The following is a 25,569-nucleotide window of genomic DNA, read 5'->3' on the forward strand; positions in this document are numbered from 1 at the left end:
AGTCTTGCTACTAGATCCTCAAATCTTGATACTAATTAATCTAATTTTAAAACTGCCATGAATGCAGATTGTGGTATTTCTACATTTCCTACCTGGCGCATCCGTTTTTTACCTTTTTTCTGTTTTTCCAATAATTTACGCTTACGGGAAATATCTCCACCATAACATTTGGCCGTTACATCTTTACGTAAGGCGCTCAATGTTTCGCGGGCAATAACTTTGGCTCCAATAGAAGCTTGTATTTTAATCTCGAATTGTTGGCGAGGAATAAGTTCCTTTAGTTTTTCACAGATTTTTTTTCCAAAATCATAGGCATTGCTGCGATGGATTAAAGAAGATAAAGCATCAACCGGCTCATCATTTAAAAGCATGTCTAAACGTACCAGATCAGATTTGCGGTAACCCACTTGATGGTAATCAAATGAGGCATAACCTTTGGATATCGTTTTGAGCTTGTCGTAGAAGTCGAATACTATTTCGCCCATTGGCATTTCGAACACCAATTCTACACGATCGGAGGTGAGGTAAGATTGGTTAACAATAATCCCCCTTTTTTGTATACATAACGACATTACAGGTCCTACAAACTCTGCTTTGGTAATGATATTGGCTTTAATGAAAGGTTCTTCAACCGAATCGAGTTTGCTCGGGTCAGGTAGATCAGAAGGATTGTTTACAATAATTTCAGCTCCTTTTGTAGTATAGGCAATATACGATACGTTTGGTACCGTAGTAATTACGGTCATGTCAAATTCGCGTTCCAAACGTTCTTGTATAATTTCCATGTGTAGCATTCCCAAGAAACCACAACGGAAACCAAAGCCTAAGGCAGCAGAACTTTCAGGTTCGAAAACAATAGAAGCATCATTAAGCTGCAATTTATGCATGGCCTCGCGCAGCTCTTCAAAATCTTCGGTATCTACAGGATAAATTCCGGCAAAAACCATGGGTTTTACTTCTTCGAAACCTTGTATGGCATCGGCTGCAGGCCTATCAACGGTAGTAATGGTATCACCAACTTTAACCTCTCGCGCCTCTTTGATGCCAGAAATAATATAGCCTACATCACCTGTTTTCACTACACTGCGTGGCGACATGTCCAGCTTCAAAATGCCTACTTCATCTGCAAGGTATTGTTTGCCGGTATTAATGAATTTTACCTTATCGCCTTTTTTGATTTGACCATTGACTACTTTGTAATAAGCAATAATACCTCTAAACGAGTTGAAAACCGAATCGAAAATCAATGCCTGTAGTTCTCCATCTGGATTTCCAACGGGGGCTGGAACCCTGTCTACAATAGCTTGTAGGATATCGGAGATGCCCATGCCTGTTTTACCAGAAGCAGGAATAATCTCTTCTCTTTTACAGCCAATCAGGTCTATGATCTGGTCCTTTACTTCCTCTGGCATGGCACCAGGTAAGTCCATTTTGTTTAGAATAGGAATAATTTCCAGGTCATGTTCTAGTGCCAAATAAAGGTTAGAAATGGTTTGTGCCTGTATGCCTTGAGAAGCATCAACAATAAGTAGTGCACCTTCACAGGCAGCTATGGAACGAGAAACTTCGTAAGAGAAGTCAACGTGCCCGGGTGTATCAATTAAGTTGAAGACATATTCTTCGCCGTCAACTTTGTAATTCATTTGTATGGCATGGCTTTTAATCGTGATTCCACGTTCACGTTCCAGGTCCATATTATCTAACAATTGTGCTTGTGCCTCTCGTTGAGAAATGGTATTGGTATATTCTAATAAGCGATCGGCCAAAGTACTCTTGCCGTGGTCTATATGTGCAATTATGCAGAAATTACGTATATTCTTCATCTTTGTGCAAAGATAACCTTTTTAGGCAAATTTAAGTGACCTTTAAAGGGCTTATGTTTAACATTTTGAAAAGCAAATATGGGGCGTGCGATCTATCGGAAGCCCAGCTTTCCATTTTTATCTTTTTGAGGAGTTGGTATTGTATAAACTTATAGGCTTTAAAACCTAGAATCTTATTTAAGATCAAGGCATCAAAAAGGATAACCACTGCAAGCTGGTTTATTTGATAGAAGCCATGGCTACTATTTATGGCACAATACCTTTCATTCTTGAAAAAGGATAGCCATTACAGCCTTTTCTTGGGTTTTTCCTATCGGAAGCGGCTGTTTTCTCGGCCTCTTCATCTGTATTCGCTTTATAGGCCGTAAGGCAAAATCCCCATAACCATGGAGGCATATCTTCGAAGGTCATAAAATCTATTCTGGTGTATTTATTCGCATCAGCCTTATTTTTACTGTCATTTTTTGCAATCAGGTATTGCTCCTCTATATTCCATTTTATAATATGATAGTTGATGTTTGGGTGTTGTGTCCAAAGCGTGTCGTTAATGGAATATTTTATATCGTAATCATCAGCAAAATTACCTTTCATAAATGAAGGTATAGGTTGCTTTGTTTCTTGTGCCATGGGCAATTGACCAAAAAGCAAAAGGACTAAGGTTAATCTTATGGTTTTCATTGATGGCGATTTAAGAGATCAACCAAATGTTTAACTATGCTTGTTGAGCTTTGTTCTATGCTATATTCATCGGTAGCTTTTCCCATTTTACTTGCTTCATTGATAAATGACATTTGGCTTTTGACAAGTTCCCTTGCGGTGGTGTGAAAACTTTTGGCTTGGGTTTGAGTGGCAATAGCTAAAATGTTATTTGTGTTTATCCCACCGCCGGGCATGATTTCTATTCTTCCATTTGCTTGTTCAACCAATTTTGAAATGTTGGTCGCTCCAACATCAACATTTTCTTTACCTCCAGAAGTTAGGATTCTAACAAATCCAAGCTCAATAATTGCCTCTAATGCCACATTGAGGTTATGGCTCATGTCAAAGGCCCGGTGAAAAGCTACGGGTAAAGGGTGGGCTGTGTCAATGACCTGCCTACACCTATCTTTATCAATAGACCCATCGTAATTTAGCAGACCAGTTACCAGTCCATCACAGCCGAGTTGTTTTGCCATATGGATATCAATCAGCATGCTTTCAAATTCTGATTCGCTATAGAGAAAATCACCCCCTCTGGGTCTAATTAGAGGCCATGTTTCTAATTTAAGATGATCTAGGCACCATTTTATCTGTCCATAGCTGGGCGTGGTTCCGCCTTCGGCCAAATTGTTACAAAGTTCAATCCTAGAGGCACCGCCATTGGCGGCAGCCTTGGCAGATTCGATCGAGTTGGCACAGATTTCTAGTGTAAGCATTAGTAATAGCTCTTTCCCTTTAAGATCAAATCCTGCTTTTTACTATCGCAAATGGCATAGGAGAAACCTTTTTGGATGGCATAAGCACCATATTCTCCGTTTTTATTGAGGGCTAGAAAACCCACCTGTAGTTTTTTTGTGCTTTTGTTTTTCTTATGGATAATTCTCATTACCGCTTCTTTGCAGGCTTCCTCCGGGCTGTAGCCCTGGCGCATCAGTTCAACAACCAAAAAAGAACCCACATTTCTCACTACTTCTTCTCCAACACCGGTAGACGTAGCACCACCAATCTCATTGTCAACATATAGCCCAGCGCCAATAATTGGACTGTCTCCGACACGGCCATGTAATTTATAGGCCATACCACTTGTGGTGCAGGCCCCTGCCATATTGCCACTGCTATCTAGGGCAAGCATTCCGATGGTATCATGATTATATTGGTTTCCGGGCAGCATTTCAGGAGCAGCTTGGTCATATAGCTTATTCTCTATATTGCTTACTGGTTCATATTTTGCAGTTTTTAGCCATATTTCCCAATCTTTTTTACTTTTCTCGGTAAGTAGGTTTTCTTTTTTGAAGCCCTGTTCTAGGGCAAATTGTAATGCACCATTTCCAGCAAGCATTACATGAGGTGTTTTTTCCATTACCAGCCTGGCTACTGAGATGGGATGCTTGATCTGCTCTAGGGCGAGTACGGCGCCACAATTGCCCAAATGATCCATAATACTGGCATCGAGCGTTACAATACCGTCCCTATCAGGTAGGCCTCCATAGCCTACCGATTGATTTTTGATATCGGCTTCGGCTACTTTAACACCTTGTTCAACCGCGTCAAGAGCATTACCATTGCGATTTAAGACTTTCCATGCATCGGCATTTGCAGCTACCCCAAAATCCCAGGTAGAGATCACGATAGGTTTATTGGGAGATTTCCCACTCAAAGTACATTTGCTGTTCAGCACAATAATACCAGTGGACAATGCCGTTGTTTTTATGAACCTTCTTCTGTTAAGCATATTAGAGGATTTAGATGATCTTAAAATCATCGGCATCTTTTAGAAATGGAAATTGTCTTCTGATTTTTTCGAGATCGGTATAATTGATGCTGAAAGTATATAGATCCTCGTCTTCAGGTTTATAATAAACGGTATTGCCCAAAGGGTCTATGCACATGGAGTGCCCACTGTGATAGACTTGGTTGCCATCATGTCCTACACGGTTAACGGCAACCACATAGCTTTGATTTTCTATGGCCCTGGCGTGTATTAACGTACGCCAATGCGAAGAACGTTTATCTGGCCAACTGGCTACCAGTAATAAGATATCGTATGCTGCATTTTGATTTCTTAACCATACCGGAAAACGAAGGTCATAGCAAATGGCCAATCTAATTTTCCATCCCTTTAATTCAACAATCAAAGGTGCTTTTCCTGCTGTAAAGTGTTTATCTTCTTCTCCAAGCCCAAAAAGATGGTGCTTGTCGTAATATTGATATGCTCCATTGGGCAACATCCATATCATCCTGTTGTAGAATTTCCCATCTTCCTTTATGATCAGGCTTCCGGTAACCACACAATCGTAGGTGATAGCCGTTTTTTTGATCCATTGCATGGTTTTACCTTCCATGGTTTCGGCCAATTCAGCAGCCTTCATGGTGAAACCCGTATTGAACATTTCAGGGAGCACGATCAGATCTGTTTTTTCGCGTACACCAGCCGAAAGTCGCAATCCAATATTTTGTAGGTTCTTATCTATATTTTCCCAAAAAAGATAAGCTTGGAAAACAGTGATCTTTAAGTTCTGTATATTAAGGTAATGTGGTTCCATGAGCGAACTATTAAATGGTTCTTTATAATTTCATTAACTTTTCAACGGCTTTTTCCAAAGTGCTTTTTTCTTTGGCAAAGCAAAAACGTAATATTTTATGGTCTATGTTTTTGGTATAGAAAGCAGAAACAGGGATACTGGCTACACCTAATTTTTTTATTAAATTCTGTGCAAAATCAACATCTTTTTCATTGCTGATGTTTTTATAGCTTACGCACTGAAAATAAGAGCCTCTACAAGGCAATAGCTCAAATTTCGTTTCACTAAGTAGTCGTCTAAAATGATCTCTTTTCTCTTGAAAAAAGATAGGCAACTTTTTGTATACATCTGTTGTTTTAAGATAATTGGCAATGCCTACCTGCATAGGAGTATTAACGCTAAAAACATTAAATTGGTGTACCTTTCTGAATTCCGACATCAATTTTGAGGGGGCTAGGCAATAGCCCAATTTCCAGCCCGTAGTGTGTAATAGCTTACCAAATGAGGCAATGATAAAACTTCTTTCTGCTAATTCAGGATATAAAGCTATGCTATGGTGCTGCGATCCATCAAAAATAATATGTTCATATACCTCATCACTTAAGATCATTACATCGGTATTTTTGGTGATCTTTATTAAAGCTTCTATGTCATCTTTTCCAAAAATACTTCCTGTTGGATTATGGGGAGAATTAATGATGATCATCTTGGTGTTCGCGGTAAAAAGTTTTTTTACCATTTCCCAATCAATTTTATAGTCGGGTGCTTGTAGCTCGAAAGGTTTCACCAGTCCACCCAATAGTTTAATGGCAGGTGCATAACAATCATAGGCTGGTTCAAAGACAATCACTTCATCGCCAGCGTTGATGAATGCGGTAATGGCTGTGAAAATAGCCTGCGTACCTCCGGCTGTAATTGTTATTTCAGTATCTGGATTGTATTTTGTATGATAAAATCTTTCTGTTTTTTCAGCGATCAATTCCCTCAGCTGCTGATGACCGGGCATGGGGGCATATTGATTGTTGCCAGTTTTCATGGCTTGGGCTACCGCTTCAACTAGCTTTGGATCGGCCTCGTAATCTGGAAAACCTTGGGAAAGGTTAATGGCGTTATGCTCTTGGGCTAGTTTAGACATTACCGTAAAAATGGTAGTGCCAATAGTGGGCAGTTTAGAATTAATAAGTATCATTTATTACGAAAGTAATAATAATCAGTTAATTGAAATTGCTATTTGGCAGTTATTTTATTTTGCGATAGCCAAATAGCAAAAAGACCAGTGCCAATAACGAAGCTATGGTCATAATGGTGGGCATTGGCCAAAGCTGATCACTATTGAAAATGCTGATCAAAGCTGCTGCGATTGCTCCTAACCCCATTTGTAATGCACCCATTAACGCTGAAGCACTGCCAGCATTTTTTTGAAAAGGAGAGAGCGCCAAAGCTGAGGCATTAGGATTGATCAATCCCAAACAACCTAGAAACAAAGCAATAAAGCCTATCATACTATATAGATTGAGCCAATTGTTCAGCGCAAAAATTAGAAAAACGAGACTAAATAGAGATTGGGCTATGAGCGCATATAAAATAATGGGTTTACTGTTATACCATCTTAAGAGTAAGGTGTTTACTTGGCTTAACCCAATGAAAACTACAGAAAGCAGGGCGAATATCCAGCCATAAGTGGTTTCACTTACTTTAAAAAGGTCCATGAAAACAATAGGGGACGAAGAAACATAGGCAAATAGGCCACTAAATGTTAAAGCGCCTATGGCTGCAAAAATAATAAAATAGGGTTCTTTTAAGACCACCAGGAAGTTGCTGATAATTGGTTTTGGTTTTAAAGAATAATCAGGATTGGGAACATAGCTTTCGGGAAGTTTGTATTTAACGGCCAAAAGCATAAAAAAGGCCATTACCCCGAGGAAAAGGAAGACCGAAGGCCATCCGAAAGCGGCGATCAAATAACCTCCAGCAGTGGGCGCCAACATAGGGGAAACTGCAATCACCAACATTAGGGAAGCAAAAACTTTGGCACTTTCTTTAACAGAGAAAAGATCTCTTACCATGGCAACAGAAGCAACAGCAGTTGCACAACTTCCAATAGCTTGTACAAACCTCAGCAGGATCAATTGTTCAACGTTAGTTACCAATAAACAGCCTAAGCATGATAAGATATAAAGCACTAACCCAAAATATAATGGTTTTTTACGTCCATATTTATCCAAAAGCGGTCCATAAAGTAATTGTCCTGCCGAAATTCCAATAAAAAAACTGGAAAGAGATAAGGACACTTTACCTGCGGTAGTATTTAAATCGTTGGCTATGGCTTTAAACCCTGGCAGATACATATCAATGGAAAAGGGACCTAATGCAGCCAGCGATCCCAGTATGATGATAAGGAAGAATGGTTTTACTTTTGACATATTAGAAGGCTGCAAAGATGGATAATTTGAACTAAAGCGTAGTCTAGCATTTGTAAAAATGTATGATTATAAATTATTTTCACATTAAAATAATTGTAATTTTAGAGCATATGACTTTTAAAACTAAGGAAAGCAGGTTGTTTCTTATTCTAGGAACTTTTTTTGTCGCTAATGCAATTATAGCTGAATTTATTGGGGTTAAGATTTTTACAGTTGAAGGTACATTAGGCCTTAAAAAATTTGATATTAATCTATTCGGTGTGCCCAATTTATCATTTAATATGTCTGCGGGGGTTTTAACTTGGCCAATCATATTTATTATGACAGATATCATCAATGAATATTTTGGTGTGAAGCAAGTAAGGTTTCTTTCTATACTTACCGCCATATTGATCGCTTTTTGTTTTTTGGTGGTGGGAATGGCCATTAAATTACAGCCAGCAGATTTTTGGTTGGTGCAAGAAGTGGGCGGACAGCAATTGAATATGCCCATGGCTTTTGATGTTATATTTGGCCAGGGTATGTGGATTATTGTAGGGTCTATTACTGCTTTTATAATTGGACAAATGGCAGACGTACTTATTTTTCATCGGATTAAAAAAATTACAGGTGAAAAAGCCCTTTGGCTCAGGGCAACAGGCTCTACCTTGGTATCGCAGCTCATCGATAGCTTTGTGGTCATTTTTATTGCTTTTTACTTGAACCCAAGTTATCATTGGAGCTGGCAAATGGTAGCAGCTATTGGATTGGTTGGTTATATCTATAAATTTATATTGGCCTTAGCCATGACCCCTATTCTTTATGTAGTACATGGCATAATTGACAAGTTTTTAGGCAAGGAAATGGCACATAGAATGATTAAGATGGCTGCAAGAGGCTAACTGATAATTGAAAAAAAATACTTTTGGCCCTAACTTTTATAAGAAGCATAGTCTTATCATTGCCCGGTGTGAATGAAAAGCTATGTTTCGATACGCCCGCTTTTTATGTGAACAAATATATTTTTTGCCCGCTTGAAAGAAGATGGTGAGAATTTGGCGATCTATACGCAGGAAAGGGGAAAATGGATGATGAAAGATCCTTATACTTTTTTTATCACTCCACATTACCAGAATTATAAATATATGTTGATCAATTTAGATAGGGTAGAGCCTACAGATCTATAGACATTGTTAATTACCGCATGGAAAAATAGGGCGAATAAAACATTATTGAAGCAGTTTGAAGAAATGTAATTAAGCGGCTTACCCTAAACAAAATTTTGGAATGTATGTTTTATAACTAAAAATCCAAAATGGCTCTAACATCTATTCTGAAGGAAGTAGAAAAATTACTGATTGGCGTAGAGGAATGGAAATTTATTCCAGAAGTTATGGTACGCACGTTGATGATGTACCTTATTGTATTACTGGGTCTGCGTATTTTGGGCAAAAGAGGGGTAAAACAACTTTCGATATTTGAACTGGTGGTCATTATAAGTTTAGGCTCAGCTGCCGGTGATCCCATGTTTTATAAAGAAGTGGGTATATTATCTGCGGTAGCTGTATTTGTGGTCGTAATAGCAGCTTACAAAGCAACTGCTTACTTGGTGAACAAAAATAAGCGTGTAGAAAGGTTATTGGAGGGCGAGTGTACCTGTTTAATAACGAATGGAAAATTTGCCGTAGCTAATTTTAAAAAAGAAGCATTGGCTCAAGATGAGTTCTTTTCAGAGCTTCGCCTAAAAAATGTATCACATTTGGGCCAAGTTCAGTTGGCCATATTGGAAATATCAGGCAGTATCAGCATTTTTTACTATCCAAATAAAGAAATAAAATATGGCTTGCCCATCTTACCGGCCTTGTTCGCCCACAAGATTAGGGAAATAACACATGAAGATTTTTATTCCTGTAGTTTCTGTGGCCATACGACTTTAATTGGACCTGTAAAGAAAGCGATTTGTGAAGTTTGTAAAAAAGAAGAGTGGGTAAAGTCTATCAATACCTTAAGGATTTCTTAGAAGCCATTTTAATGGCAATTGATAGCCAATTACTTGTAAGAGGTATTATTGCCTTTAGATAACAAAATAAAGCTAATTTTTACGTATATTTGTATAAATTATAGTTTTTTAATGAAAATATTTATTACAGGATTTCCTTTGACAGTTGGGGAAGAAGAATTGACAGCTGTTTTTGGAGATTTTGGGCAGGTAAAGTCCCTAAAGATCATTAGAGATCGTGATACTGGTGAGAGCAGAGGTTTTGGTTTTGTAGAAATGCCAAATGCCGAAGAGGCAAAAGAAGCTATCAAAAGGATGAATGGCGGCGATTATAATGGCCATCGCATCAAGGTAGTAGAAGCACAAGATAAACCAGCAACAGGAAATTCCAATACCGGAGGTTTCAAAAAAAATAACAAAACACGCAATTTTTAATAAATAGCTTAAGTTTATTTAGGGCAAAAAATGTAAAATAATTACATTTTTTGCCCTTTCTTTTTGGTTTGATGTAATTAACCCCTCTACAAATCGATATTGACCCCGTTTTTATTTAAATTAGAAATGTTAAAGTTTCTGGTAGCTATAGGATTGTCCCTTAACATATCATGAAGCAATAAAAACAGAAAATAATTATATAAAGATGAAAGTCGATTATATTGCACTATCGGTACCGATATTTTTTATATTGATAGGTATTGAATTGGCCTACACTTTCTTTAAAAAACTAAAATATTATCGCTTAAACGATTCTATCTCAAATTTAAGTCAGGGAATAGGTTCTCAGCTGGTAGGACTGTTCATGAAAACGGTACTATTCTTTGGGTATATGTACATTTTTGAACATTGGCGTTTATTTGATTTGCCCAAATCTATTTGGGTTTGGATGATATTGTTTATTGGTGTTGATTTTTTTTACTATTGGTTTCATAGAATGAGCCATCAGGTCAATGCACTTTGGGCTGCACATATAGTCCATCATCAATCAGAAGAATACAACCTAACTGTAGCACTACGTCAATCATGGTTTCAAGGTTGGTTTTCATGGGTATTTTATCTACCTCTGGCATTTATAGGATTTGATCCGATTATGTTTCTGACCCTAAGTTCCTTCAATACATTATATCAGTTTTGGATACATACCCGTACCATTAAAAGTCTGGGTGTTCTAGAGTATGTTCTTAATACTCCTTCACATCATAGGGTACATCATGGATCGAATCCAAAATATATTGATAGGAACCATGCAGGTACGCTTATTATTTGGGATATGATGTTTGGGACTTTTCAAAAAGAAGAAGAGGAGGTTTATTACGGTATTACCAAACCTTTGGCCAGTTGGAATCCGGTTTGGGCCAATTTACATTACTGGGTAGAATTGATAGAGACAGCCAAAAAATCGAATACACTTTCCGATAAGATAAAAGTCTTTGTTAAGCCACCAGGGTGGTTTCCAGAAAAGTTGGGAGGTTTTAAACCCGCACCAGAAATCGATGTTGTCAACTATAGTAAATTTAATACCAATAGCGCCCGGCATGCCATGCTTTATGCGGTATTATTATTTCTGATTGCCTTAGCTTCAGGTTCTTACCAATTGTTTTTCTTTAACAAATTGAATGTATTGACCAATATTTTTTTAACAGCTTATACCATACTTACATTATTGGCTTGTGGGGCTGTATTGGAAAAAAAGAAATGGTTTTTCGGTTTGGAATACTTTAGGTATGCTTTTGGCTTTGTTTTGATTTACCATTTAAAGACGGTCGGTTTTGATCCATACCACCTAACTATAGTAGGAATTATACAAGGCTTGCTAATGATCTATTTTTTTATCATAAAAAGCACATTAAAAGATGTTTAAGAAATACCCTCAATTCAGTTTCGCTTTTGCCATCATCTTTTTTTCAGAGCTTTTGGCCATTGTTAATGATATGATGTGGTTACGTTACCTTACAAAACCATTAATTACGATTTCGTTAATGCTTTTTATCTGGTTCACCCTTAGACGTAAGGGTCGATTTACCAACAAGATTATTGCCGGACTCTTTTTTTCTTTATTGGGAGATGTATTTTTAATGTTTACCCAATTAGATGAAATCTATTTTATGCTGGGTCTTGGTGCATTTATGATAGCTCATTTATTTTATATAGGCGCATTTTATGTAGATTGTACCAATAAAATAGAGGTATCCAAAAGATACGTGCTTCCAATCTTCTTGGTTTTCGGTTTCGTATGTATGACCTATTATACGGTATTAAGACCTTATTTGGGCAATATGAAATTTCCTGTTTTATTTTATTCTTTCGCCATTACCCTAATGGCCATTACGGCAGCGCTGAGGTATGGCAAAACCAACACGAAGAGTTTTGCCTGGATCCTTTTGGGTGCTTTAATGTTTTTGTTATCGGATTCTATTTTGGCCTATAATAAGTTTGTAGAACGTATAGAAATAGGCGATTTGCTGATTATGATTACTTATATGCTAGCGCAGTTTTTAATAGCAATGGGTACAGTGGAGAGAAAATATATCAAAATGAATTAATGTTTTCGATCTTTATCCAACACGGTAAAAACCTGTACCAATCTTTCTCCTCGATCACTTACCAATGTTAAGGTGTGTTTGCCGGGTTTAGGGCTTAAGGCCATTTGATGATAATTTTTTGTACTGCCTATAAATTCCTCATCTATATGCCAATAAATAGTGGAATTGTTATTTCTATGTACTGCATTGAACACAACTTTACCTCTAGAACCGTCAAGTTCTAACGGGATATAGATAATCGCATTATTTTTGGGATAGACCATTTCTAAAATGGCCGTATTTTCTTCTTCACAACCAGGCATAAATGAAGGGGCCATTTTGTAATCTGCGTTTTTTGTTTTGTAGTAATATTCCATGGTAGCAGGAAGTATAAACCAGCTTTTATGCTTCATTTCATGTATGCTCATGCAACGGTCGGTAACCTGATAGGTTTCCGAGGGATTAAGATGGATTAATTTATGATAGGGACAAAGTGCTGTTTTTTCTCCCGCTACAGGTATCCATTCCAATATTTTGTCTGTACAATAAGCACCTGCCTTATATCCACTTTGCTTACAAATCGCTATTTTTTTTAATTTACTGGTAGGTATGGAGAACCAATTTGAATGAGGAAGTTGTCTAAAGATATCAAACATTATTGGTGCCGCTGTTTCAATTCCTGTCAAGCCAGGTCTACCTTCTCCGTCTGCATTGCCCACCCATACACAGATCACATAATTTGGTGTAAGTCCAACAGACCAGGCATCTCTAAAACCAAAGCTTGTTCCAGTTTTCCAGGCAATACGTTGTGAAGAAGAAAATTGTTGCCATAAACCTTCGTCACCAGGACGCATTACTTCTTCCATGGCATTGAAGGTAGACCAAATTGTACCATGATCAAAGAAAGAATTAGATTCGATATCTTCTCCTTTTTTGCGGGTATATTGTAGGTAAATAGGCTGATCATAATCATTGAGATTGTATTTCCCCTGGTAATCGTTAAAATGATTTAGTGTTCTGGCCATGCCTAGATAGGTTTTTGCCAAATCCCACATGGTCACTTCACTACCTCCTAAAATTAATGAAAGGCCATAATGGTCTGCAGGTCGGTTTAAAGTAGTAAATTGGAGCTTTTTAAGCTTATCGTAAAAGCGTTCATATTTGTATTGCTGCAACATTTTTACCGCTGGTATGTTCAAGGATCTACTCAATGCCTTATCAGCTGGTATGGCACCATCATAACCCAGATCAAAGTTTAGCGGTGCATAACCACCAATTTGTGTAGGCACATCTGGCAAGAGGGTTTTTGGTAGAATAAAGCCATCGTTCAGCATACTGGCATATAACAACGGTTTCAAGGTACTGCCCGGGCTTCTGGGTGCCCTGATCATGTCTACATGACTTTCTAATTCTGCATGTTCGGGTTCATAATAATTACCAATATAGCTAAGCACACTTCCATTTTTTACGTCAAGAACAAGGGCAGCAACATTGTTTATTCCATTGGCCCTATATTTAAAATGATATTGCTTGATCAATGTATTAAGCTTATTTTGGAGCTCATAATTGATAGTGCTCATTATTTTGGTCTCAGAAACGGATAACCTGTTTTTTTCATCTTTAAACCTATTGAGCAAGTGTGGTGCCTCTTGTGGCAAGGGTAGCGGATGACCGGGGATAGGTTCTGCCTTAGATAGTTCTGCGGTAATATGATCTATGATATGGTCTTTGACCAGTTTATCTAGGAGGTCGTTCCTTTTTTTGATGAGTCGTTCTCTATTTTTTCCGGGATGTACTAATGAGGGACTGTTAGGCAATACAGCAAGTGTAGCCATTTCTCCCCACGATAAGTTCGAAGCTGGCCTCCCGTAATATCTCCAGCTGGCGGCTTCAATACCCACTACATTACTGCCAAAAGGGGCATTGGCTGCATACAAGCTCATGATTTCATCTTTTGAATAGGAAAATTCTAGCCTTAATGCTAGAAACATTTCTGTTAGCTTTTGCCTAATTGTTCTGTGTTTTTTTCTAGATAGCCTGATGACCTGCATGGTTAATGTGCTGCCGCCACTTACTATGCTTTTGGCCTTTAGGTTTTGTTTCATTGCCCTTGCGGTAGCTATGAAATCAATTCCAGCATGATGAAAGAAACGTTTATCTTCAAAGGCAATGATACATTTTACAAATTTCTCGGGTACGCTATCTGCTATAGGAAAACGCCACTGCCCGTCGCTGGCAATCGAAGCACTTAACAGCTCGCCGTTACTGGCCTCAATAACATAGGATGTGGGCGCTTTAAATAATGGTTTGGGTAAAGCCAACAGGAAGTAGACAAAACATAAAATATAGATGACATCAGTAATTAAAATTGCACGATAGACCTTATTCATTATGATAATAGGGGTAACATTTTTACAACCATATTGATATAGTTCAAAAAGCTATTGTTATGGAAAAATTATTTACATTTTTACGATTGTTGGCAGGTTTTTTACGTTACTTAATGACCACCATTTGGCCTAGGATATAAAATGGTCGTAGCTTTTATCTTGCTACGACCCTCTCTATTTATCGGTATACTTCTACCCAGGTACCTGCCTTTGTAGCGCTAATGTTGTTATTGTACATGGCTTCACATTGTATGGCCGAAAGGTAAAATTTACCTTGGTATGAGGCATTGAGCAATATCCTAAAGGTTTTGGTCTCATTTTCCCTTAGATTGAAATAGGTAAGTACCCTGTCGTCCCTAATATCTTGGTAGTCATAAGGAGATGAAGCAAGCGCACCTTCATTATTGTTTAACCTGGTATTGATGATTTCCCAGCCCGAAGGAAAAATCTGGGTGAGGGCCATTTGCTCATAAAAGCCCTGATGTCCGGGGTTTTTTATGGTCACTTCCGCAAAAAAGTCGGTTCCCTGTTTTAATTTGGTTACTTCTAAAGGTTGTCCTTTTAAATTTTTATAGTTTACCTCTAGCTGTAGAACATCTGGATTGTTGGGAAGGAAGTGATTTTGGGCAGCTGCAGGTTTTCCTTGAAGGATTAGACGTACAAAAAGTACCTGATTACCCTGGTTGGTTACACTGGTGTAATTGTTTTTGAAATTTAATGCCGTGCTATTTAGGTATTGATTGTTGTTAATGTTCCCTTTTACGCCATCTAATACATATTGATATTGTAATTTATTCCCTGTTTGATTTTGCCCACAGAATTTGGCAATGGCCAATAAACTATAGGCGGTAGTTTGTGTACTGTACCAATCATTTTGGCCTAATCTATTGGCTACAGTTTGTAGCATTTGGGCAGCTCTGTTTTTCTGTCCTATTAGGGTTAAGGTTTCCATAATCATGGCCTGATCTCTTAAATCAGATCCATAGGTGCCACCTAGTTGCTGGTAGGTTTTAACCGTTTGTGGCAGACCATTGATCAATGAGCTTGCCACACTGGTTTGTCCAGCCAATTGATAGGCGGCAGCCAACCTCCATTTAGCTGCGTCAGAAAGGTATTGGAAGGCTCTGAGTTTGTTCATGGCGGCTATTTCTGGCTTTTTAGCTAAGGCCAAAACATATAATCTATAGGCTTGGCTCAGGTCGCCACCATAAAAATTATTGGAATTAGGAGACCAGTTGTTCGCTTTGTTTTTCTGATAGCGGATTATTCCATCGAAGAGTCCTACGGGAAGTGAATAACCCATTTGTTGCGCCTCGATCAGGAAATGACCCGCATAATTAGTACCCCACTCATCCGATGTGCCTTGTCCAGGCCAATAAGCCAGGCCACCATCGGTAGTTTGGTACCCTTTGAGTTTGTTGATGCCAGCTTTGATATTTCGCTCTGTTTGTGCTTTTCGTTGCTCACTTAGCGCGGTCAATTGTGTCAAGAACAATTGAGGGAAAATAGCCGAAGTAGTTTGTTCCACACAGCCATGAGGATATTGAATAAGATAATTTAATCGTTTATCGAGGTTAATAGGAGGGATGGAAGAAACTTCCAACATACCACTGTTGGTGCCAGCCATGCCAATATTAGCATATTGGGTAGACCATGATTGTTTGGGCTGAAGTGTGGCAGAAATTACATTGGTGACCATAGGGTTTGGATTTCTAATATCCATTTCTATGTCAGCGATGGTTTTCTCCTGCCCACTTTGGGCAATGATCCTAACTTTGGCAATACCAACCTTATTGGGTGCAACTACACTAAAGTAGGTCATTTGGTCTCCAGCTTTTGCAAAGTTCAATAGCTTATTGTCGGTGCCATTTACTTGTAGGTTGTTGGTAACTAACTGCACTTTAACCTGTTTAAGGTTGTTATTGGTTGCAAAGATATTTACCGGTAATGTGAAACTTTCGCCAGGACCTATCACACGAGGTAGGGTAGGTAGCACCATAATCGGTTTTTTTACTTCTACAGCTTTTTCACCTTGACCATAGGCACCATCTTGTGCTGCTACTACCATAATTTTAACAGAGCCGATGTATTGTGGTAGTGTAAAACGATGTGTTTTCGACTCGCCTTTTGCCAAATAATACGGGCCCATGAACTTAACGACAGGTTTAAACCTGTTGGCTTTGGCAGGATTAATATTTCGGTTTAGGGCACCATCTCCACCAATGCTTAAAATTCTTTCCAGGTTACCGCCCCAGGCCCCTAATACCAGATCAAATAGATCCCATGTTTTAACACCTAAACCTTCTCTGGCATAAAATGATTGATGTGGATCTGGAGTTTTAAATCTGGTAAGGTCTAGTAGTCCCTCGTCTACTATAGCAATGGTATAAGTCATGGCTTTCCCCTTTTCTTCAATAATGGCCAAGCTGCTTTCCACTTCCGGTTTTAATACGGGGGCTATTTTAATTATTGGTTTTAAAATAGTTTCGGGATTTTCTATGGCTAATGGTATAGCACCATACATCCTGATAGGAAGATCGTTGATGGTTTGACTGTGAGGTTGTAAAAGGGTAATATTGGCAAAAATATTTGGCGCCATATCTTTTTCGGCCTTAAAAGTATATTGTGTTTGCCCTTTTTTAGTATTTACCCAAAAAGTTTTTACTACCCTGCTGCCATTTTCTATAGATAGGAAAGCCCTGCCATTTTCGGCCGATGGGAAGGTCAGGGTAATATTTTCACCTACATTGAATTTCTGTTTGTTGGCTGTAAAAGATAACATAGCAGCATCTGTCGGGTTATTGGCCTGCTCACGCTGCGACCAACCTGGCCAATCTATATAAACTGCTTTGGCAGCAATATGACCTCTGCCATTACTGTTCCCAACAACAATCAGATAACGTCCCCATTCTGGTTCATCAACCCTTAAGGTCCATTTGGCTTTACCGTTAACCATTTGAACATTTTCTACTTTAATAAGCTTGTTATATTGATTTTGAGTGAAATTAGCATAGCTTTCCTGATCATTTTGTTCCCACCACCAACGCCATTGGATTTTATAAAGAGAAACAGTAATTGTTTTATCGCTATTTAATAGGTTGCCATCTCGGCTAACATTTACTAGATCTACTTCATGGTTTTGGCCAGTGAGTAGCATGCCACTTAACTTATCGCCAGTAGGTGTTTTGATGCCAAAATAATTATCATACACATGATAGGGAATACTAAAGTTGTCTATACTGAAATTTCCCCCTGGTTCAAAAATTTTGGTGGCAATATTTGCTCTTAGTACGCCAGGCGCAGAAATGTTTTCATTAATGTTGGTATTGATAATAGCTTTCCCATTATCGTTTAGCGTACCTTCAAATATGGTTTTAAGTTGGGTGTCGAAATTAACTATAGGGTTATCAAAGGTATAATCTTTAAAGTTTTTGAAAGAGGTTTCTCCTTTGCTTAGGTTAATATCCACCTTGGCTTTTAAGTGTTGGGCGGGTGTGCCAAAAAGCCAATTGGCCGTTAAGGTGGCTGTAGAAGTAGTACCGTTGCCCAGATAACTTTTTCCTCCCAAATCAAAATTAATCTTTAAGCGATTTGGGGTTACGGTTTCAATCTTTATGTTCTTTGAAAATACGGCACCGCCTGCTTTTATTTTAGCTAACCAGTTGCCGGTAGGCGCAGTGTTTTCGGTGGCTGTTTTAAAAGTATAAAAACCATTCAGCGACTTGGTATTGCTATATCTTTTGAGGAGTTGTCCATTTGGGTTGTAAAATTCGAAGCTAACAGGATAGTTTTCTGGAAGTTTCTTTAGTTTATCCTCCAGGATAAAAGATAGATAGATACTATCTCCAGGTCTCCAAACACCACGTTCGCCATATATAAAACCTTTTATGCCATTTTGAACTACATCTCCACCGACATCGAATCGTGATAAGGGCAAAGAATTTCCATCATCTAATTTTAGGTAACCTCTTTCCTTACCTTGTTTGGCAATCAACAGAAATGGTTTGCGCTTTAATGAAAATGAAGCAATACCATCTCCATCTGTTTTTACACTAGTAAGCAATTGACGTTGGTAATCTAATAGTTCAATGTCAATTCCACTCAAAGGCTTGGCGGTAAGCAGATCGGTTGCCACAACCAACATACTTTCATCATTGCCTCTTTTTGCCATTAAACCAATATTCGAGGCAAACAGGTTTCTGTTGGCCCATCTGTTATTGGTATAATAGGAAGGTGTACATGGGTTATCCTTGTCGCTCCAGCGATAATTGCTAGGGTAATAATTCTCATAATTTTGCCAGAACTCATCATCTTCATCTATTTTTTGACCATAATAGCCATCTTCATCGTAATTTTCTTCGTCATGATTTGGTTCATTTGTTTTTGCAGAACTACAACTATAAACGGCGTAAGCTTGTTTGAACATGATCGTTACACGGTACATGGCTCCAGGCTCTGTCTTAATCAGCTGGTCTAGGTCAAGTGTAAAACGGTTTTTTTTATGTAGATCAATTGTCTTGTCTTCGTCGAGCCGGATCGTTTTCTGGAGTATGGGCTTAGCTACTCTTCGTAGTTCATAACCATCTTTATAGCTGTTGACTTGAAAAAACTGAGGAATATTATCCTGAAAAATTTTAATGATGGTTACATCTACGGCCTTAAGATTGGTGGCTTCAAATGGAAGTACGAGTTTCCCTGAATGTGGTAAAATAGTACCTGTACCGGAAATGGCTACCGATGGTAGTTTGTTTTCAAATACAATATTTGCCGTTTTTGAACTTTGCAGATTTTTCCCTTGAATATTGGTAACGGCACTATTTATGGTCACATTATAATTTCCTTCTAAGGCATCGGGTGCATAGATTTTAATCTGGCTACCATCAATCGTAAACCTGAGGTCACTTAACATGCCTACATTGATCAGGCCAGAAAGGTCTTGGGTCACGCTAATTGGATCAGTACATTGAATAAGCACATGATCTTCATTTTGTTGGACAGCCCTTATATCTAGAACCTTAAAAACATTTAGTGCTGGCACAGATAGGTTAATTTCTCCTCGATTATCATCAGCATTGATGGGATTTCCATTCCATTTCAATAAGAGTGGTTTGTCCTCATTGCTTTTGGCAATACTGTCTATGATAAATGTAGAGGTCTGTTTTTCAGGATGGTGTTCCCACTTTACTTTTAATTTTTGATGGAAATTTACCTGTAAGGTTTTTTCTATCTGTTGTTGATCTTCTTTATCGGCTGTATTTACTTCTCCAGTAAGTTTCATTAGGTTTATAGAAGTACTGTTTTGAGAGATTAGGCCATTCTGGTGCAGGACTATGCCCGGTTTGATGACCTTAAAATCGAACTCGAATTCTTCTAGTTTTTTTTCTACCGTTGTAATGGCCGATAGGTTAAGGGTAGCTTTATAGCTTTGGTCAGGCTTAAGGTTTTCATCAGGCCTAAACTCTATGGTTTGCGCATCTATCCAATAGGTTTTTCCTTTGATATTTGGAGAAAAATCAAAAAGCTCCCTATTGTCTGCTTTGTCTAAATCGGCTACGTTCTTAAGGGAACTGGCCAAATGTACCCTAATAAAGCTCTTTTTTGAAATTACACCAGAGGTATAGGCATCTATATATTTTGCATAGGCTTCATGATTTTGCTTTTTCTCTTTCCTTAAGAGGAAATATGCAGAAATACCCAATGCAATTATGATCAGGCCAAAAATAATATACTTATTACGATTGAGGCCTATAGCTTTATTTTCTTTGTCCATACGTGTGGTTACCTATTGATGTACGTATGAAATTTACTGAAAAAAGTAATTTGATTTAAAAATATTTATCCACTGTTTGCTGTACAGAATATAATATAGTTGCAAACCAGCGATTTACCTAATCATTACACCTGGTTTATTCAATAGGGGAATGCGTATTAAATTGCTATCTACAATACTTTCTGGCAAGAAAATGAATTTTTTGTCATAAATGGTATTTCCTATGTAATAGCTTAACCAATATTCATTGGTCAAACCAAAAACGGCGGTATCAATGGCTTCTACTCCTGCATAACCTTGTGCATTAACATCGCCAATAAAATGCCTTAGTAAAGATGTCTTTACAGATTTTCCATCTTTTTCACCATAGCCTTTTGAAGTAATGAGTACATTGGTAATGGCTTCTTTTTTTAAATTGAGCAGATAAACCGTCCAATTTTTTACCTCTGGGGTTTCGTCCATTAATACTACTGCTATGGCTATATCTTCTACTGTATTTTCTGGTAAATCTTTTTTCATTAAGACTAGAGATAAATGAACAAACAATAAAGATCAGTAGTTGATAAGGATGTTTTCTTTAGTCGTTGTTGCTTATTCTTTGCTCGTTTAATTATTTCTTCTTTGCTACAGCTTTCTTTTTTGTAGGTGCTTTCTTTTTGCTTTCAAAGGCATCTGGCTTTTGTGCCGTAATCAGTTTTTTAACCTCATCTAAAGAAATTTCAGCAAGCTCTTCTGCAGTGAATTTCTGTTTAGTAGCCGTATTGTTTCCTAATTTTAGCATTTCTTTGCCAAAACGGATGAAAGGTCCCCATCTACCATTTTCTATGGCTATTTTTTCATCTGTCCATTGTTGGATGAAACGGTTATTTTCTTTTTCTATCTTTTTGCCGATCAGCTCTTCGATATCTTTTTGGGAAAGATTATCGAAATTATAGGCCTTGGGTACATTGATAAATAGTTCGTTCCATTTAATAAATGGACCGAAACGGCCTTTACCTTTGGTTACCGGCATGGTTTGATAATGCGCAACAGGTGCATCTGCATCTTGTTTCTCTGCAATAATGGCTATAGCTCTATCATTGTCTATGGTTAAGGGATCTACATTTTTGGGAATGGAAATAAAAGTATCACCCCATTTAACATAAGGTCCAAAACGGCCCAAGCCTACGGAAACTTCCTTGCCCTGATAATTTTCTAATTGAAATGGTAGTTTAAATAGATCTAAGGCATCATCTATCGTAATGGTACCTACCGATTGGGTTTTGGTTAAACTGGCGTAACGAGGCTTGTCAGCATATTCGTCATCACTCAGTTCACCTATTTGTACCAAGGGGCCATATCTTCCAACTTTCGCATATACATTTTTACCACTTTCAGGATCGGTACCTAATAAACGTTCTCCAGTGGCCCTGTCTGCATTTTCAATAGTGCTTTCCACCTCCCTATGAAAAGGTTCATAGAAAGAGTGCAACATTTTGGTCCATTCCTGTAAACCTTGGGCAATTTCATCAAATTGCTTTTCCACCTTGGCCGTAAAGTTGAAATCTACAATGCCTTTGAAATGTTCTACTAAAAAATCATTAACCACTTCGCCTATATCTGTGGGAAACAGTTTACTTTTTTCAGCCCCGGTAATTTCTGATTTCTTTTGTTTGGCAATATTTCCGTTGCTAAGTACAAACGAAAGGAAATCACGTTTTTTTCCATCCCTATCTTCCTTTACTACATAACCTCTATTCTGTATGGTAGAAATGGTAGGTGCATAAGTAGACGGACGGCCAATGCCCAGTTCTTCGAGTTTCTTCACTAAGCTGGCCTCGGTATATCTTGCTGGAGGACGAGAAAAGCGTTCGGTTGCTGACATTTCCCTTAATGATAGCATTTGTCCCTTAGCTAAGGGCGGTAAAAGGTTATTTTCGTTTTCATCCTCCTCCTCATCAGTAGATTCAAGGTAAACCTTTAAAAAACCATCAAATTTTAGCACTTCGCCTTCTGCTGTAAATTCTTCACGTCGGGTGCTTACGTTAATGCCTATTGTGGTTTTTTCGAAAATGGCTTCACTCATTTGCGAGGCGATGGCACGTTTCCAGATCAGTTCATATAAACGTTTTTCGGCATTATCGCCATCCACGGTATGTCTGTCAAAATAGGTGGGGCGGATGGCTTCGTGGGCTTCCTGTGCACCTGCAGATTTCGTTTTGTAAACCCGGGGTTGGTGGTATTGGTTGCCATAGGCCGATTTGATTTCGGCAGCGGCAGCAGCAATAGCCGTTTCCGATAAGTTTACCGAATCGGTACGCATATAGGTGATTTTTCCACTTTCGTAAAGCCTTTGGGCAATTTGCATGGTCCTGGCTACCGAAAACCCTAACTTTCTGGAGGCTTCCTGCTGTAGGGTAGAAGTAGTAAAGGGTGCAGCAGGATTTCGTTTAGCTGGTTTTATTTCTAGGTTGCTGACCTTAAAATCGGCAGCTATACAATCTTGTAAAAATTTTTCGGCATCGTCCGATTTTTCAAATCGTTGTGGTAATTCGGCCTTTACTATTTCTTTACCTTGTCCGGTAATAAACTGTGCGGTAATTTTAAAGGAAGCCGTAGAATCAAATTTATTGACCTCACGCTCTCTATCAACAATAAGACGTACAGCTACAGATTGTACACGTCCGGCAGATAAAGAAGGCTTAACCTTTTTCCAAAGTACGGGAGAAAGTTCAAAACCTACTAAACGATCTAAAACGCGGCGTGCTTGTTGTGCATAAACCAGGTTGTAATCAATTCCGCGCGGATTTTCTATTGCTTTTAATATGGCAGGCTTGGTAATTTCATGAAAAACAATACGTTTAGTGTTTTCTTTCTTCAAGCCCAAGGTTTCAAAAAGATGCCATGAAATGGCTTCCCCTTCGCGGTCCTCATCGGATGCTAGCCATACAGTTTCTGCATTTTTAGCTAATTTTTTAAGTTCCGATACGATCTGCTTTTTGTCTGATGGCACTTCGTAGGTTTGCGAAAAATCATTCTCCGTATCAATTCCCATATCTCCCTTAACCAAATCTCGAATATGACCATAGCTAGATTTTACCAGAAAATCTTTACCTAAATATCCTTCTATCGTTTTTGCTTTTGCGGGAGACTCTACTATCAATAAATTTTTTGCCATCAACGGGTTTTTCTGCAAATAAAACTATAATCTCAACCAAAATCAAAATTGAAGACGCTTTTTTGCATAAAAAAATTATTTATAGCTGTTTAATTGCATTTTATAGATATATCCTCTTTTTGTTCTGCCTGAAGAAATATCTTTATCTATGGCTTTTACTTCTTTAATGACCAGTCCTATGTTTTTTGCATAGGTTTCGGAATAAACATCTTCCCTAATGAGGTTAACTTCGTCATATTGGGAAATGCTTAGGGTAGAATCAAGAGTGGATGTGCCTATGGTCATTTTTTGATCGATAGAGGTGATGTGGTGAGGCCATTCGCCAATATCATTATAAAGATTGCCATTCCAGGTAGACTGTAGGCTGGGAGGGAATACCAATCTCACGTATCTACGGTTGTCAATGAATTCTTCGGCTCTGTTGTTCGTTATCTTTTTACTCAAAACTTTTTGGAAGGACCAGCCGGCATTCGCTATCTTTTTGTAACGTTCAATCCTGAAAGCCTCTTGTCCTTGGGCATCTATATATTTGGCTACTACGGTGTCTTTTAATAAGAATTGGAAGGTAGTTACAGAGTTGTTGAAATCATTATAGACGGTAGAATCTACATCATAAATAGTTACAGTCTTTACCTTTAGTGGAAAGTAGGCAAGTCCGAGGTCGGGTTTCGGTATATTCTCAAATTTATTACAAGAGAACAACAAGGCTACCACAAGTATAGTCGTACTTTGGAAGAGGATAACTAAAGGTCTGCGTAAATACATCGAATCAAATATAGGAAAAGAACAAGGAAATATAAATACTTGTTTAGCTATCTATGATTATTATATGTTTATTGAAAATTCCTGTTTGGTAATGAAATCGACATGTTGTGTAAGTTCTCTGGTATAATTGTCCAACATAGTGGTCGATAAATGAATGTAGTTGATCAATTCCTTCATTTCGTTCAAGGAAATACTGTGCTGGTTAAGCAGCTCCAGTATTCCCATGATTTGGGTAACAGGCTGTCTAATACCATGAGAAATTTTGAACAGTAATGTCTGAAGCTCTCCTATGGTTTTTTCGCGGTTTTGTTCGGCCCATTTTTTTTCATTGATAACGGTTCTTACCGAAAAATACTTCTGTGTGGCATGCTGTTGGTCAAATACTGGAAAGATAATGGTATCTACCCAATAAAAACTTCCATCCTTACTCTTATTCCTAATCTCGCCTTGCCAAATATTGCCTTTGCCTACCGTTTGCCATAACTGCTTGAAAAAATCTTTGTTATGTAGTCCAGAATTGACAATGTTATGGTTTGCACCAATCAATTCTTCTTTGAGATAGCCCGAGATTTGGCAAAACTTTTCGTTGGCATATAAGATGGTTCCTTTCCTGTCTGTGATAGAACAAATAATGTGATGATCATTTTGGCCTTCTTTGTTGTTCAGTAACAGTCTCAAATCTGTCATATTTGAACTATCTATATTCATTTTTCATTAGGGTTGTAAAGTTGCTAAGCTATGAAAAGAGGAGGTTTGGCACAAAATAAATAAGGCATAGACGGGATAAGTTGATGATTGTTAGCTATAAAAAGACTCGGTGTCGTTTTATGCTATAATTCATTTTGCCATATTTTTACTTAGATAGGCAAAAAGCAAACCATTTTCTCCTTATATTCGTTTGTACATAAAATACAAATATCATGATCAATACGTTGTTAATATTATTCAGCCTTTTGGTAACACCAAATCCGCCTCAAACAGTCTATGGTTTTTCATTTAAAACCTTAGACGGCAAAGAAGTAAAACTTTCCAAATTTAAGGGCAAGAAAATACTGATTGTAAATACAGCATCTAAGTGTGGGTATACCAAACAGTATGAAGACTTGGAGAAATTGCATAAACAATATGGTAATAAAGTTGTACTGATTGGTTTTCCTTCAGCTGATTTTGGAGGCCAGGAATTGGGGACTAATGCCGAGATCAAAGAATTTTGTACCAGCAAGTTCAATACTACTTTTTTAATTGCCGAGAAAAGTGAAGTGAAAGGGGAAGAAATTACGCCGCTGTTTAAGTTCCTGACCACACAGCCTAATGCTGATTTTTCGGGCGATATCAAATGGAACTTTGAAAAGTTCCTGATCAATGAAAAAGGAGAGTTGGTGCATCGTTATCGTTCGGCAGTAAAACCTCTGTCTCTTATACACATCTCCGAGCCCACGAGACCTGCGTTACCATCTCGTATGCCGTCTTATGCTTGAAAAGGGGGGGGGGGGGGGGGGGGGGGGGGGGGGGGGGGGGGGGGG

At 38.2% G+C, this 25,569-nt stretch carries 20 protein-coding genes; 7 read left to right on the forward strand and 13 right to left on the reverse strand.

Annotated features, from left to right (window positions below; genetic code table 11):
* Positions 1 to 35 precede the first annotated feature (35 nt).
* The 7 genes from lepA to JHD79_RS08810 form a co-directional block, all read right to left on the reverse strand.
* Entirely contained in the window at positions 36 to 1,823 is a 1,788-nt protein-coding gene (gene lepA, locus JHD79_RS08780) for a translation elongation factor 4 (protein ID WP_199118854.1), read from the reverse strand.
* A 246-nt stretch (positions 1,824 to 2,069) separates the two neighbouring features.
* Complete coding sequence (locus JHD79_RS08785; RefSeq protein WP_199118855.1) at positions 2,070 to 2,501, reverse strand: hypothetical protein; 432 nt, start codon at positions 2,499 to 2,501, stop codon at positions 2,070 to 2,072.
* A complete protein-coding gene (locus JHD79_RS08790) occupies positions 2,498 to 3,238 on the reverse strand; it encodes a copper homeostasis protein CutC (RefSeq protein ID WP_199118856.1) in 741 nt (246 codons plus the stop codon). The genes JHD79_RS08785 and JHD79_RS08790 overlap by 4 nt, the downstream gene beginning before the upstream one ends.
* Positions 3,238 to 4,254 (reverse strand): N(4)-(beta-N-acetylglucosaminyl)-L-asparaginase, encoded by a 1,017-nt coding sequence (locus JHD79_RS08795; protein WP_199118857.1) that lies wholly within the window; start codon positions 4,252 to 4,254, stop codon positions 3,238 to 3,240. Before JHD79_RS08795 ends, JHD79_RS08790 begins: the two co-directional genes overlap by 1 nt.
* Positions 4,255 to 4,264: 10 nt before the next feature.
* Positions 4,265 to 5,065, reverse strand: a complete 801-nt coding sequence (locus tag JHD79_RS08800) for a nitrilase family protein (RefSeq protein WP_233164616.1) — start codon at positions 5,063 to 5,065, stop codon at positions 4,265 to 4,267.
* 22 nt (positions 5,066 to 5,087) lie between these two features.
* The gene (locus JHD79_RS08805; protein WP_199118858.1) at positions 5,088 to 6,233 is read right to left on the reverse strand and encodes a methionine aminotransferase; all 1,146 of its coding nucleotides are present in this window, start codon (positions 6,231 to 6,233) and stop codon (positions 5,088 to 5,090) included.
* A gap of 49 nt (positions 6,234 to 6,282) precedes the next feature.
* Positions 6,283 to 7,467, reverse strand: a complete 1,185-nt coding sequence (locus JHD79_RS08810) for a multidrug effflux MFS transporter (RefSeq protein ID WP_199118859.1) — start codon at positions 7,465 to 7,467, stop codon at positions 6,283 to 6,285.
* A gap of 110 nt (positions 7,468 to 7,577) precedes the next feature.
* Here JHD79_RS08810 and JHD79_RS08815 point away from each other — a divergent pair, with 110 nt between their 5' ends.
* The 6 genes from JHD79_RS08815 to JHD79_RS08840 all read left to right on the forward strand — a co-directional run bounded on the left by JHD79_RS08815 (position 7,578) and on the right by JHD79_RS08840 (position 11,985).
* Positions 7,578 to 8,348, forward strand: coding sequence for a queuosine precursor transporter (locus JHD79_RS08815; protein ID WP_199118860.1), 771 nt, complete (start codon positions 7,578 to 7,580; stop codon positions 8,346 to 8,348).
* A 132-nt stretch (positions 8,349 to 8,480) separates the two neighbouring features.
* Positions 8,481 to 8,633: a hypothetical protein gene (locus JHD79_RS08820; RefSeq protein WP_199118861.1), complete on the forward strand. Its 153-nt coding sequence runs from the start codon at positions 8,481 to 8,483 to the stop codon at positions 8,631 to 8,633.
* A gap of 128 nt (positions 8,634 to 8,761) precedes the next feature.
* Positions 8,762 to 9,466, forward strand: coding sequence for a DUF421 domain-containing protein (locus JHD79_RS08825; RefSeq protein WP_199118862.1), 705 nt, complete (start codon positions 8,762 to 8,764; stop codon positions 9,464 to 9,466).
* Positions 9,467 to 9,577: 111 nt separating this feature from the next.
* Complete coding sequence (locus tag JHD79_RS08830; RefSeq protein WP_199118863.1) at positions 9,578 to 9,880, forward strand: RNA-binding protein; 303 nt, start codon at positions 9,578 to 9,580, stop codon at positions 9,878 to 9,880.
* 205 nt (positions 9,881 to 10,085) lie between these two features.
* A complete protein-coding gene (locus JHD79_RS08835) occupies positions 10,086 to 11,303 on the forward strand; it encodes a sterol desaturase family protein (protein ID WP_199118864.1) in 1,218 nt (405 codons plus the stop codon).
* The gene (locus JHD79_RS08840; RefSeq protein WP_199118865.1) at positions 11,296 to 11,985 is read left to right on the forward strand and encodes a lysoplasmalogenase; all 690 of its coding nucleotides are present in this window, start codon (positions 11,296 to 11,298) and stop codon (positions 11,983 to 11,985) included. The genes JHD79_RS08835 and JHD79_RS08840 overlap by 8 nt, the downstream gene beginning before the upstream one ends.
* Here the strand turns inward: JHD79_RS08840 and pbpC are convergent.
* The 6 genes from pbpC to JHD79_RS08870 form a co-directional block, all read right to left on the reverse strand.
* Positions 11,982 to 14,354: a penicillin-binding protein 1C gene (gene pbpC / locus JHD79_RS08845; protein WP_199118866.1), complete on the reverse strand. Its 2,373-nt coding sequence runs from the start codon at positions 14,352 to 14,354 to the stop codon at positions 11,982 to 11,984. The genes JHD79_RS08840 and pbpC overlap by 4 nt on opposite strands.
* Positions 14,355 to 14,532: 178 nt before the next feature.
* Complete coding sequence (locus tag JHD79_RS08850; RefSeq protein ID WP_199118867.1) at positions 14,533 to 20,124, reverse strand: alpha-2-macroglobulin; 5,592 nt, start codon at positions 20,122 to 20,124, stop codon at positions 14,533 to 14,535.
* A gap of 114 nt (positions 20,125 to 20,238) precedes the next feature.
* Positions 20,239 to 20,643 (reverse strand): hypothetical protein, encoded by a 405-nt coding sequence (locus JHD79_RS08855; protein ID WP_199118868.1) that lies wholly within the window; start codon positions 20,641 to 20,643, stop codon positions 20,239 to 20,241.
* Between the two features lie 91 nt (positions 20,644 to 20,734).
* Complete coding sequence (gene topA, locus JHD79_RS08860) at positions 20,735 to 23,281, reverse strand: type I DNA topoisomerase (protein ID WP_199118869.1); 2,547 nt, start codon at positions 23,279 to 23,281, stop codon at positions 20,735 to 20,737.
* 75 nt (positions 23,282 to 23,356) lie between these two features.
* On the reverse strand, positions 23,357 to 24,046 hold the full coding sequence (locus JHD79_RS08865; RefSeq protein ID WP_199118870.1) for a hypothetical protein: 690 nt from the start codon (positions 24,044 to 24,046) through the stop codon (positions 23,357 to 23,359).
* 60 nt (positions 24,047 to 24,106) lie between these two features.
* Positions 24,107 to 24,733, reverse strand: a complete 627-nt coding sequence (locus tag JHD79_RS08870) for a PAS domain S-box protein (RefSeq protein ID WP_233164617.1) — start codon at positions 24,731 to 24,733, stop codon at positions 24,107 to 24,109.
* 233 nt (positions 24,734 to 24,966) lie between these two features.
* Here JHD79_RS08870 and JHD79_RS08875 point away from each other — a divergent pair, with 233 nt between their 5' ends.
* A complete protein-coding gene (locus tag JHD79_RS08875) occupies positions 24,967 to 25,524 on the forward strand; it encodes a glutathione peroxidase (protein ID WP_199118872.1) in 558 nt (185 codons plus the stop codon).
* Positions 25,525 to 25,569 lie beyond the last annotated feature (45 nt).

It is taken from the genome of Pedobacter sp. ASV28, assembly GCF_016428855.1.
Lineage (GTDB): Bacteria > Bacteroidota > Bacteroidia > Sphingobacteriales > Sphingobacteriaceae > Pedobacter.